Origin of the sequence: Paraniabella aurantiaca, assembly GCF_050309965.1 — a bacterium.
Classification (GTDB): domain Bacteria; phylum Bacteroidota; class Bacteroidia; order Chitinophagales; family Chitinophagaceae; genus Niabella.
Genome location: NZ_JBLOSY010000001.1, coordinates 1,860,704 through 1,872,762, shown reverse-complemented (window position 1 = coordinate 1,872,762; position 12,059 = coordinate 1,860,704). Strand labels below are relative to the sequence as shown.

Below are 12,059 nucleotides of genomic sequence, written 5' to 3'. Positions count from 1 at the left end.
ATATATATTATTTACACACCAGCGCCTTCTTATCTTTCCAGTACAGGAATTAAAAACCTGCTTACCTCCGGCGTTTGATGTTCCTTTTTCATGATGGCTTCCATTTTCGATACGATATCCGGGTGTTGCTGTGCTATATTTTTTTGCTCTTTTATATCCGTTGAAAGATCATACAGTTCGGTTACTATATTGCCTTTCATCAGGTTCATACGCACCGCTTTCCAATGGCCCATTCCAACCGCCTGCTGCCCTCCGTATTCGGGATATTCGAAATACAGGTAATCGTGTTGTTTTTGTTGCTTTTCGTTTCCTAAAATTTCGGGCAGCATAGACACGCCATGTACTCCGGCTGGTATCTTCACCTGCAATAGCTCACAAAAAGTAGGCATCATATCGATAGTTGCCGAAACCAGGCTGGACGAAGAGCCCGCCTTTATTTTTCCAGGCCATTGCACAATAATGGGCGCCCTGATGCCTCCTTCACGCAGGTAGCCTTTTCCCCAGCCGGCGTTGCCTTTGAACGGCCCTGTGCTGTTGAAGAATACCGGATCTACCCCGGCATTACTTGCGGGTCCATTATCACTGCAAAACATGATGATGGTATTTTCATAGAGCCCGTTCTTTTTGAGCTGCGCCACAATTTGCCCCACCTGCTCATCCAGCAAACTAATCATTGCAGCATAAGTGGCCCTTGGGTAACGGCAGGGAAAATAAGATCCACCCAGGAAGGGCTTTTCATCTCCAAACTTTTGATGATAGTAATTGACCAGCCTTTGTGGAGCCTGTAAAGACACATGGGGCAATGGAGTTGGATAATATAAAAAGAATGGCTTGCTTTTATTTTTATCGATAAAGCTCAAAGCTGCTTTTACAAGATAGTCCGGAGCATAATATTTTTGCTGGTACACTTCATAGTTCCGCGGATCCAGTTGATCCAGGCTGTCAGGAAATCTGACATCAGGATCCACAATTTTATTATCTATAGCCACCCGGTTTTCATTTTCCCATAAGTGCTCGTTATAGTAGGTATGGTCCTGTCGCTGACAAATATATCCATAGAAATAATCAAAGCCCTGGCGGTTGGGATGGCCGGTGCTGAAAGGCGAACCCAATCCCCATTTACCTACCATTCCTGTAGTATAGCCGGCAGTTTTTAAAACTTCTGCTAAGGTAAGTGTGGAGTCAGGAATTGGAAATTGTCCTTCTAAAAAAGGATTCTCTTCCATTGCCTTGAAATCCCAAACGGGCCCGCGTTCTCCCCATTCATGATTTCCGCGAATGTAAGCGCTCCCCGAGTTAATTCCGGTCATTAACAGGTACCTGGAAGGAGCACAAACCGCGAATGCATAATGTTGGGTAAACTTCTTCCCGTTTCTTGCAAGCGCATCAATATGGGGTGTTTCAATCTTTTCCTGGCCATAACACCCGATATCTCCATACCCCAGGTCATCTGCAAGTATATAAACAATATTGGGTTTGCGCTGAACCTGCTTTTGCGCGGTACTATTATTAATCGATAAAAACAGGCCAAGCAAAAAGCAAAAAAGTTTATTGAGCATAACAAAACGTTGAATACTCAATAAAAGTAAGCCATTCACGGCTACCCATTTTGCGCAAACGTTTGTATTACTTTGTGATTCTGAACCAATCGACATCGATAAAACCAGCATCATTGATCTTTACATCGCTGGTAATAAACAGTCCTACTTTAGAACCAATCCATTTCCCCGGCGTTGCTTTTACCGAGCCGGCCTCAACAAATTTCTGACCATCGATACTATAGCTAAATACACAGGTCGTGTCTGGCTTGAATTGCATGCGGAAGTACACATCCTTCTGTGATAGCTTTACCAATTCTTTCTCGGTTTCTTTTCCTCCACGATCTGCTTTTTCACAGGCAGTAAATACAATATAAACGCCATCCGTTTTACGTTTAATTGCAATATTGCCATAGCTCATAGCCATAGTGGTAAGGCCGGCTTTTTCGCCCGTAAATTTTTCGCTGGCGCGGAAATTGATTTTGGTGGTAGCCGTAAATGCATCATGCGGAAATTTCTGTAATAAAACATGAGGCGTATTCCACAAAGACTGATCCTTTTCTACCGGGTGCGCAAACATTCTCAAGCTTCCTTTCTGCGTATTCATAAAACTCCAGGTAGCCTGCGGATTAGCCTGCCATTGCCATTGCAAGCCCAAACCCAGATCGTTAAATTCATCGGACTCAACAGGGTTTTCTTTAGCATACGTTTTACCAACATTGGGCTTCTTATACCGCAATACCGGGTTGCCATTACCGTCGTTGTCTTTGTCTTCGCCAATAACCGGCCAGTCATTCACCCATTTCATCGGCTGCAGGTGCACCACTCTTCCTATTGCTTCTTTATCCTGGAAATGGAGAAACCAGTTTTCCCCGGTTTGCGTATCTACCCAGGCGCCCTGGTGCGGACCATTTACCGGCGTTTTACCCTGCTCCATTACCACTTTACGCTCATAAGGACCGTATATATTTTTGCTGCGTAAAACCAGTTGCCAGCCTGTTGCAACACCACCCGCCGGTGCAAATAAATAGTAGTAACCATTACGCTTGTACACTTTAGGCCCTTCAATGGTTGGATCGAACTCGTGCCCATCGTAAACCATTACGCCGTTAGTGGTAGTTTTTGTGCCTTCAGCATTCATCTCCTTTATTACTAAAACACTTTTTATACCTGCACGGCTTCCTGCATAGGCATGTGAGAGATATACTTTGCCATCTTCATCCCAGAAGGGACATGGATCAATCAAACCAGCACCACCTTCTACTAAAACAGGGTCGCTCCAGGGACCTGTAGTTTTCTGTGCTTTGGTAACATAAATACCGAAATCAGGATCGGGATAATAAATGTAAAATTCGTTTTTATGATAGCGAATAGCGGGCGCCCAAACGCCATTGCCATGCTGTACTTTATTAAACACGTCCAAAGGAACCTGGCGCTGTAATGCATGACCGATCAATTTCCAGTTTACCAGATCCTTAGAGTGGAGGATGGGCAAGCCAGGTACCTGGTCGAAGCTTGATGCAATCATATAAAAGTCATCTCCTACACGTATAGCGTCAGGATCAGAATAGTCTGCATTCACAACCGGGTTGCTATAAGTACCATCGCCATTATCGGGGCTCCAAACCTGCGATACATAAGGTTTTTGTGCGTGAAGGCCGCAACTTAAAATCAACAATCCCGCTACTAAAAATTTTCTTTTCATTTTAATCAGTTTGTTCAGATCAATGTCTTTTATATAGTTATCTACTTGCCGGTATTCCAACCACTCAATATATTTTTTGCTGAATATTTCTTTGCCTCTTCTTTACTTAACTGGCTTGACCACCTTGCCCTTTTACCAGTTGCGGCTCCCTCACCTGTATTTTTATATTCGGCATACTGCACTGTTTGCTCGGCTGCGGGACGGCCCCAGTTATGCCAGCCTTCCGGCTTAATAAAGGCGGGTAACTTTGATTGCATGAAGACCGTCTTTGCAAAATCGCCCCAGGGACGGCCCAAATAATACGACACATCATTTTCACCGGTAATGGTGCATTTAAAGAACACCATACCATAAGCTGCTTCTTTAGGCGTGTTGGCCGCGGTAATATAACTGCCTCCTTTTTTACAATAGATGGTGCAGTTTTCAAATAACACAGTTGCTGCGCCGAAAATAAAATCAGTAGTACCTTCTATGTAACAGTTCTTGTAATACTGCCTGCTTTTAGCGCCGGCACCATGCACATACAATGTATCCTGGAAGCCCAGGAACCTGCAATTCTTAAACTGTATGCGATCGGCTGAAACCCTTACCGCTACTGCCTGTCCAACCGGACCCGCGCTATTTTCAAAAGTGATGTTCTCCGCTGTAAAACCATCTCCATAAATAAAAAAGGACGAGCTTCCTGTAGTACCCATATTCACACCTTTCCCGTTCTGCTTACTGGCATAATCATCGTAAGTGAGTATTACTTTATTAACATCTTCTCCCATAAAACTTACATTGATCTTTGTTACAGGCAAGGTCAGTTTCTCTTTATAAGTTCCGTTTTTGATAAAAATGACTGTTCTTTTATTGCTGGAATCCTGAACTGCATTAATGGCTTCCTGAACAGTTGTAAAATTCCCGGTCCCATCTTTGGCTACTATGAAATCGGGTCTGGCAGCAAATGCAGCCGTGCTTATGCATACTGCAAGAAGATGCAATAAAAATGTTTTGATCATGGTTTTATTTAAAGGGTATTGGTTTTAAAAAATTCATTTCCTTTAACCAGGATTGTAACAAGGGCAGCCACAGTTCCGTTGAACCCGGATTTTCGGTAACCCGTATGCCATGCCCGCCCTGCGGAAATGTATGCAGGCTGGCATTAACGTTATTATCAATAAGTGCATTGTAGTATAGCAGGCTGTTGCGCACGTTTACGGTTTTGTCATTCACAGCATGAACGAGGAAAGCCGGTGGGGTAGCAGCAGTAACCTGTTTTTCCATTGAATATCTTTCGATTCGTGCTGCGCTGGTATCGCCACCCAGAAGATTTCCTCTGCTTCCTTTATGTGCCCATATACCCATGGTAATTACGGGAGACAACAACACTGAAAAGCCCGGATGGTAATTAACCGTGTCCAGCACATCATTTACTTTAGATACATCAGCGCTGTTCGTAGACAGCATCGCAGCCAGATGACCACCCGCGCTAATGCCCATAACACCCAGCCTGCTGGTGTCAATCTTCCATGCCGAAGCATTAGCCCTTATAAACTTAATAGCACGCTGTGCGTCTTGCAAAGGGGCAATAGCAGGTTCTTTGAGATTGGCCTGGTGAGGCAGGCGGTATACCAGCACAAATACATTAATGCCCAGCGTATTGAACCAGCGCGCAAAGTTGAAACCGTTGTATACATACGATGCGCGCTGGTAGCCACCTCCGGGACAAATCAAAATACTGGTTCCTGTATTCTCGGCTTTGTTGGCAGGAAACGCATAAATGCCCGGTACGCCTACCTTCCAGGCACGTTCGTCAGCAATACTATCCTGTATCGTAAACTTCTGGTTGGGCATCTTTCCCTTTTCCCAGATGGGCAGGAACTCCTGGGCTGAAACTTCGACAGATCTTGCCAGCAATAAAGAAAGCAATATTACTATGCTCCTTAAAATATCGATTGGCTTACGGCCCGAAGAGATTACTCCGTTCCGCTTCGCTTCAGTCGGAATGACGGAGTCGTATTCTATTATTTCTTTACCGGCCATTCAAAAGGTTTTAATGAAGTTTGTTTGAACCAGTCTTTTTCACCGGGCAGATCGGGGTTGCTGCCAGATGCAAAAATGTTTTCAATCGTGTAAGCAGCTGCCTCTTTATCCGTAAGTTGTTTTGACCATGCAATTCTTCCTGCCGCATTGGCACCGGGTCCCTTGGTTTTATACTCAGCGTATAAAACGGTCTTTTCATTCTCAGGATTCCCCCAGTTATTCCATCCTTCTGCCACAACCTGCGCAGGCATTTCACAACGCACAAAAACAGTTTTAGCATGAGCGCGCCAGGGTCGTCCTAGAAAAACTTTAGTTGCCTCATCGGTTGCGGTTATTTTACAATCTAAAAAAACATAGCCAAATTTTTTACCAGGAGTAGTGCTGGCTGCGGTAATATAAGAGTTGGTCTTTTCTTTGATCGTGCAATTCTGAAAAACAGCTGTAGATGGGCCAAAAATAAAGTCGGTAGTGCCTTCTATATGACAGTCCACAAACAACTGCCTGGATGTTTCTCCTGCACTGAATATCGTATCCTGGTCGCCAATGAATTTGCAGTTTTTAAACACCGCTTTATCAGCATCAACATATAAAGCTACTGCCTGCCCTACACGACCCGCATTATTAACGAAAGTGATGTTCTGTGCTGTAAACCGGTTGCCTGATATTTTAGCCGTATAGGAAGCGAAAGTGGTCAGCCTTCCCCTGCCCGAATAATCATTAAAAGTGATGACCGTTTTATCAACATCTTCACCAATAAAGGTAACATCGGTATTGTTGGCAGGTAGTTCAATCTTTTCGTTGTATACCCCGTTTTTGATATACAGCGTAATGGGAGCCAGGGGATATACCCGCATAGCGTCAATCGCCTCCTGTATATACTTATAGTCGCCGCTTCCATCTTTGGCAACGGTAAAAGTATATTTATATTTATCAGCATTGCCGGTTTGCGCTTTAGTAGTAACTACAACTAACGCCATTCCAATCAACATCAAAAAGATCCTGGTTGCATAATTATACAGGGTTATTCCTTGCGGCTTTATTGCAATACTATATGTATGCGCAGTTATTGTTCCTTCCCTCTTATACATGGTCATAATGAAAAATTTATCTTTAAAAAGTCGTCAATATATTTTACAGTTGGTGTAAACCAGGGTTCAAAAAGGCAAAATGAATGTGGGCTATTTTCAAAAGTATACACCCGGTTCAGCACGTTTCTTTCCTGCAATATTTTCATATAATCATCACGACCGGCATGCATGCGTTCTACCGAGCTGTTCAGAAATAATACCGGCGGACTAAAGGCAGCATAGCTTAACGGAGATGCATTTGCCCACAAAAGTGGATTATCCCTGGGCGTATACCCTAACCAATAAGCTGATGCTCCTTCAGCGGAAGGATTTTTTTGCTCGCTGCTTTCGGCATGTACAAACGAAGTAGTACCATCAATATCAATGATTGCCTGTACTTTGGTGCTGATTCCTTTTTTTTGATCGTAATTTTCGAAGGTAGGCATATCACCTGTGCAGCCTACCAATGCCGCCATTTGTCCGCCGGCCGAAAACCCCGCTACTACCAGCTTTGAGGAATCAACATTAAAGTCCTTCGCATGTACCTTAACCCATTTGATAGCTTCTTTAATATCAAAAATAGCGGCGGGGAAATAAGCTTCCGTAGATAAGCGATATTCAGGCGTAAAGCAGGTATAGCCATTATTCGACAATGCCCTTGCCAGGTCGTGATGTTGTGTGCGGTTACCCGAACGCCAACCACCCCCATGTATAATAACGATGGCTATTCCATTGGATTGTTTCTTTGGATAAAAAGCATCCAGCTTTAATTTTCGCTTACCTATCTCGTAATAGGTAAGCTCCATTTTTTGTGTCAGACCTGAAACATCTATTACCGGCATTTCAATGCCAGGATGATATTTTTTTTCTTTCCGAAAGGCCGCAGGATTATTAAAAGAAGTATCCCTGATACCGGTAAGACCTGTTGTTATTTGCGCAAAACAACAGCCGAGATTGATCATCATTCCGAAAAAAATAAAGAAGGGTTTTTTCATCATGGACAGTTTATTTAACTGCAGGGTTTTTGATCCGGGTTGCCAGTTCAGGAACCAGCGTACGAATATCTTTCAAAACTATTTGCGCAACCTTCCTGGCGCCTAGTTCGCTGAAATGGGTATCATCCACTTTACCCGTCGGGTAGTTGGGATGCTCACCCGGCTGCAGGTGCACGAATAAAAGTTTAGAGGCTTCCACACCTAGTTGCTGATACAACTGCTGGGCCTGAACATCCAAATCAATTAGGGGTGTTTTTTCAAGGGCAGCTACATCTCTTACAATTTGCGCGTATACATCATGCGTTCCGACTACCTTACCGGTACTGTCAAATTTCCTGCGTGCCACGGGTGTAATCAGTACAGGAGTACCACCTTTGGATCTTGCCTCTTTCACATACTGCACCAGGTTATTTTTAAACTCCGTTTCTGTTGTGGCAGATTTTTTTGTAGGCACTTCGTCGTTATGCCCAAATTGAATAAAAACATAATCGCCCTTCTCACATTCTTTCATGATCTTACCCCATAACCCTTCTCTTTTGAACGAAGAGGTACTACGGCCATTTTTTGCCAGGTTAATTACCTGCACCGTACTATCCCAGAAGTAAACAAAAGGCATACCCCAGCCATTTTCCGGGTAAGCCTTTATATCTTTTATGGACATGGTTGAATCTCCGGCAAGAAAAATTTTTACTTTTTTAGGAGGCAATACAAAAGCTGCTGCCGATAGTAACAGCAAGGGAAGGATAATTTTCAGTTTCATTTGTCTATTCATTTTTTACTTAAGTGCTGTACTATGCTGATTTATTTGCTTTTGCCATTTCGTATAAGCATCCAATGCTTTTTGCGGAGCATAGGTATACCAGGCGTATCCGTCGCGGCGCTCTCTGTCCACCTCTGCCAGCGAGTATACTACTTTGCTGTCGCGATTACAAAACAAAGGGCGATGTGTTTTCAATTCGTAAAAGCGCGTCCAGATAGGTGCAGCTGTACTGTCTGTTTCAACCACCCGATCGGTTTTAGAAACGCGGAAAGGCGTATCCATTTTTTCAGCTTTCACCGTCTTTACTACCGTATTGTAAATTTTGGAAACTTCGAACCACTTCATGGCTGCATTAACGGCACTCACAATACGCTCGTCAGGGTGTTTTATGCCCATTAAAAAAAATACGATTCCCACGCTTTCGCCATTGCAAATACTGGGCGGTTCAAACTTCCTGGCCCATGCCGGTTGCAGAGTTACTTCGTCATATTGCTGGCACCATGCGGTTAGTGTGCCGTTATCTACTATCTGTGTATTTAAAATACAATCAATTCCCTTTTTATACGCTGTTTCCAGTTGGCGCCTCAAACCAGCGTCGATAAAATCATACAAGGGATCTTTTTCGGCAATGTTTTTCAGTAAGTCAACAATACCCGTCATGCCACCGTCGTTGAAAGTGATATAGCGACTGTAATTTTTTTCGAGGGGATAATATTGCGGCCAGCCTCCGTTGGCATATTGTGCTTCAAGAATATATTTCAATCCTTTGAGCGCTGCGGTCTTATATGCTTCATCCTTTACCGATGCATAAGCGATCGCCAAAGCTCTTATCTGGGTATAGCAGGTTCCGTTATCAAATGTGGTATTCAGTGTATTTTTTTGCGCCGCCACTTTCTCTTTTTGTTCAGGTGTAAGTATGGCAAACATGTCATAATTTTTGGGCCAGCCGCCGTTCGCTTTTTGAAAAAGCAGGATATTATCTGCGACCTGCTTCAAATCGGTAGACCTATACCGGGGCCTGTCTGCACTGGCATTGATCATATTTCTATTATCATAGATGCTATACCAATGCCCGGCGTTATCGGCAAAAGGCCGAGTATCTATTTCAACCGGTACCTGCTGTGCCTTTGCCATTGAGAAAAGCAAAACAAGCAGTGGGAGACAAGCTATACGTTTTATCATGGGATCACTTTTTTATTGGAATGGACCGCATACTTACTTCACCAACCCATTTATGTATACCTCGATATTGGTATATTCTTTACTTAATTTATAATCGTTGTTGTCTGCCCGTTCAGGATTCAATCCATTCTTAAGCTCCCACTCGTTGGGCATGCCATCTTTGTCTGTATCTACAGGAGCTTTTGTGTATTGATACACCGGCCAGCCACCGGCTTCTGAAGCATCATTGATAATGCCTTTTTCACCGGATACGGCCTTATGCGATCGGGCCTCAGCTATCAAACGCTGATCAACAGCATCATACTTTGGTAAAGAGGCTCCCACTTTTTTTAACACCAACTGGTAAGCATCACGGGCCGATTGCCGGGTTACCGGCTCGGCAATGGCGAAAGCTGCGGTGACCAGCGCCAGCTTCCTGTATTGTTCAGGAAACTCTGCCAGATCAATACCTAAACTATTGTTGGCAGAAAGTTTTTTATCCCCTTCCATCACATTACCATTTAAATACCACTGCCCGAACCCTTTGGCCTTTGCGGGATTGTAATTAGCTTTTATAAATTTTAGTTCTTTAGGCGTAGCCGGTCCCGGGATATAGTAGTTATTAACCAGGTTGATATTGGATTTCCCACCGGGTATATCCACCTCGCCCCCATAACAGGCATTAACACTTTTCCAGTTAAATATAACATTGTTGCTATAGTCAACTATTGCTAATGTATCATGTGCCCGGGCACCGTTGAATCTCACTGTACGGCTATTCTGATTCGAAATAAGGTTATGGTGATAGGATGCGTTTTGTCCACCCCACACACCTCCGTAAGCTCTCAATCCCTTGTGATGATTAGCGTTATATAACCCCTCGCTGATAATGCTCCATTGCACCGTCACATTTTTGGTGTCATACATAGCGGCACATTCTTCATTGGCCCAGGTAAATGAACAATGATCGATGATGATGTTCTGGCTGTTTTCCATATTAAAACCGTAAACGCCATTGGCAATTTTAGCACCAGGGCGCGAGCGCAAATACCTGATGATAATATTTCCTCTTGCTTCACTTTTATCTCCGGCGCAATTAATAATAAATGAATTTCCTTTTAAGCATATTCCATCACCAGGCGCCGTTTGCCCTGCTACTGTAATGTTAGAGCGGCTGATCTTAAGAGGTGATTTTAATTCAATAATTCCTGCTACTGAAAAAACAATGGTGATGGGCTCGCCGGGATACTCCTTAAATGCCTGCCGAAAGCTTCCAGGTCCGTCGTCATTTAAATTAGAGACCGTTACCACTCTGCCTCCCCGGCCACCGGTGGCATATTTGCCAAAACCTTCTGCACCGGGAAATGCAGGTGTTTGGGCATTCATTCCTTTTACTGTCAATACACTTAGAACGATATATAGAATTTTTTTCATTGAACGAGGCTGTTGATATAAACTTCAATATTTGTATAAGATTGATGAACACTGTAAAGGGATGCATCATTGGGATCTTTTATATTGAGCTTGTTCTTTATTTCCCATTCGTCCGGCATGCCGTCTTTATCAGTATCCATAAGCGGTGGCTGCTGCTTTAAATAAGGCCAGGCCTTTACCGTTTTTTCATATACTGTACCATGCGAATATCCTCCCTGTACATCAATAAACCGTCCTGTTCTGTTGACAACTTCGCTAACCACTCTCTGGTCCAGCGTATCCCTTTTCGGTAATATAGCCCCGGCATATTTCAATACATCTTTGTAAGCATCCAGTGCCGACTGTTCTTTCAAATTAATAACCAGAAATGCCTTAGCAGCTATCGCCATTTGTTTTTCCTGGTCTGTTGCAGCTTTATCTGCATGTATACCCAGGTAATTGTTTTGGGTAGTAGCCTCATTATCTTCCACATAATTTCCCGCTACATAAAACTTACCATACGGATTTGCCGCATCGGCCGTTCTGGTTGGGTTCACAATTCTGCCCTGCACATTTTTTTTTGTTTCCGGACCGTACTTGTAATAATTATTAACAATATTGTACTTGCCATTTTCTCCGCCGTATACATTGTTATGCCCCCAGTTATAAATAACATTATTCCTGAAATCAGCCAGCTCATCCGTTTCTCCTAACCGCACACCATTAAATCTGGGCGTACGGCTATTGCAATGGGCTATTAAGTTATGATGTGCGCTAAAATGTGTTCCGCCCCAGATGCCGCCGTAACCATGATGTTCAAAATCCTTATCACCTTTTTCAAAGTGATAAGAATAATTTAAGGGTTCGGTGATCAGGTTCCATTGAAGGGTAGTGCTATCCCCCTTATAAACGGAGCACACTTCATCGGTACTCCAGCTCATGCTGCAATGATCTATAATGATATTTTTTCTTCCCGATGCACTGAAAGCATCATCAGCACCGGCTCCGTCAACCATACCGTTGTTCTGGTAACGATCTCCCATCCGGAAACGGAGAAAGCGCACAATTACATTGTCACCTGAAATAGAAACGGGATAATCGGCTACACATACACCACCGCCGGGAGCTGTCTGCCCGGCAATGGTTACGTCACCTTTGATATTTAACCTGGATTGTAAGTGAATAATCCCCGACACATTGAAAACAACGATACGTGGGCCTTTGGCAGCTACTGCTTTTCGCAGGCTTCCTTCTCCGTCGTCGTTTAAATTTGTCACTATCAAAACACGGCCTCCCCTACCGCCAGTAGTGTACTTACCAAATCCTTCGGCGCCGGGAAATGCAACCGGCTTTTCTTCAACAACAGGTTTCATTACCAAGGCACTTTGTGATTTA

10 protein-coding genes are annotated in these 12,059 nt (G+C 43.7%); all 10 read right to left on the bottom strand.

Annotation, left to right across the window (positions count from 1 at the left end; genetic code table 11):
* Positions 1-29 precede the first annotated feature (29 nt).
* The 10 genes from ACLOAU_RS08010 to ACLOAU_RS07965 all read right to left on the bottom strand — a co-directional run bounded on the left by ACLOAU_RS08010 (position 30) and on the right by ACLOAU_RS07965 (position 12,037).
* On the bottom strand, positions 30-1,559 hold the full coding sequence (locus tag ACLOAU_RS08010) for an arylsulfatase (protein WP_427861340.1): 1,530 nt from the start codon (positions 1,557-1,559) through the stop codon (positions 30-32).
* Positions 1,560-1,626: 67 nt separating this feature from the next.
* Positions 1,627-3,243: a glycoside hydrolase family 43 protein gene (locus tag ACLOAU_RS08005; RefSeq protein WP_427861339.1), complete on the bottom strand. Its 1,617-nt coding sequence runs from the start codon at positions 3,241-3,243 to the stop codon at positions 1,627-1,629.
* Between the two features lie 41 nt (positions 3,244-3,284).
* Positions 3,285-4,244: a pectinesterase family protein gene (locus tag ACLOAU_RS08000; RefSeq protein WP_427861338.1), complete on the bottom strand. Its 960-nt coding sequence runs from the start codon at positions 4,242-4,244 to the stop codon at positions 3,285-3,287.
* Positions 4,245-4,248: 4 nt separating this feature from the next.
* Positions 4,249-5,268: an alpha/beta hydrolase gene (locus ACLOAU_RS07995; RefSeq protein ID WP_427861337.1), complete on the bottom strand. Its 1,020-nt coding sequence runs from the start codon at positions 5,266-5,268 to the stop codon at positions 4,249-4,251.
* Positions 5,250-6,362, bottom strand: coding sequence for a pectinesterase family protein (locus tag ACLOAU_RS07990; protein ID WP_427861336.1), 1,113 nt, complete (start codon positions 6,360-6,362; stop codon positions 5,250-5,252). Before ACLOAU_RS07990 ends, ACLOAU_RS07995 begins: the two co-directional genes overlap by 19 nt.
* A complete protein-coding gene (locus ACLOAU_RS07985) occupies positions 6,359-7,333 on the bottom strand; it encodes an alpha/beta hydrolase fold domain-containing protein (protein WP_427861335.1) in 975 nt (324 codons plus the stop codon). The genes ACLOAU_RS07990 and ACLOAU_RS07985 overlap by 4 nt, the downstream gene beginning before the upstream one ends.
* A gap of 7 nt (positions 7,334-7,340) precedes the next feature.
* Complete coding sequence (locus ACLOAU_RS07980; RefSeq protein ID WP_427861334.1) at positions 7,341-8,090, bottom strand: rhamnogalacturonan acetylesterase; 750 nt, start codon at positions 8,088-8,090, stop codon at positions 7,341-7,343.
* Between the two features lie 15 nt (positions 8,091-8,105).
* Positions 8,106-9,272 carry a pectate lyase gene (gene pelA, locus ACLOAU_RS07975; RefSeq protein WP_427861333.1) on the bottom strand — a complete coding sequence of 389 codons (1,167 nt, stop codon included), beginning with the start codon at positions 9,270-9,272 and terminating at the stop codon, positions 8,106-8,108.
* A gap of 33 nt (positions 9,273-9,305) precedes the next feature.
* Positions 9,306-10,685 (bottom strand): pectate lyase family protein, encoded by a 1,380-nt coding sequence (locus ACLOAU_RS07970; RefSeq protein ID WP_427861332.1) that lies wholly within the window; start codon positions 10,683-10,685, stop codon positions 9,306-9,308.
* Positions 10,682-12,037, bottom strand: a complete 1,356-nt coding sequence (locus tag ACLOAU_RS07965; protein ID WP_427861331.1) for a pectate lyase family protein — start codon at positions 12,035-12,037, stop codon at positions 10,682-10,684. The genes ACLOAU_RS07970 and ACLOAU_RS07965 overlap by 4 nt, the downstream gene beginning before the upstream one ends.
* Between the last annotated feature and the right edge of the window lie 22 nt (positions 12,038-12,059).

Coding starts and splice junctions, on each gene's coding strand:
- pelA (WP_427861333.1), bottom strand. CDS start 9,272: ATGATAAAACGTATAGCTTGTCTCCCACTGCTTGTTTTGCTTTTCTCA.
- ACLOAU_RS08010 (WP_427861340.1), bottom strand. CDS start 1,559: ATGCTCAATAAACTTTTTTGCTTTTTGCTTGGCCTGTTTTTATCGATT.
- ACLOAU_RS07980 (WP_427861334.1), bottom strand. CDS start 8,090: ATGAAACTGAAAATTATCCTTCCCTTGCTGTTACTATCGGCAGCAGCT.
- ACLOAU_RS08000 (WP_427861338.1), bottom strand. CDS start 4,244: ATGATCAAAACATTTTTATTGCATCTTCTTGCAGTATGCATAAGCACG.
- ACLOAU_RS07970 (WP_427861332.1), bottom strand. CDS start 10,685: ATGAAAAAAATTCTATATATCGTTCTAAGTGTATTGACAGTAAAAGGA.
- ACLOAU_RS07990 (WP_427861336.1), bottom strand. CDS start 6,362: ATGACCATGTATAAGAGGGAAGGAACAATAACTGCGCATACATATAGT.
- ACLOAU_RS07965 (WP_427861331.1), bottom strand. CDS start 12,037: ATGAAACCTGTTGTTGAAGAAAAGCCGGTTGCATTTCCCGGCGCCGAA.
- ACLOAU_RS08005 (WP_427861339.1), bottom strand. CDS start 3,243: ATGAAAAGAAAATTTTTAGTAGCGGGATTGTTGATTTTAAGTTGCGGC.
- ACLOAU_RS07985 (WP_427861335.1), bottom strand. CDS start 7,333: ATGATGAAAAAACCCTTCTTTATTTTTTTCGGAATGATGATCAATCTC.
- ACLOAU_RS07995 (WP_427861337.1), bottom strand. CDS start 5,268: ATGGCCGGTAAAGAAATAATAGAATACGACTCCGTCATTCCGACTGAA.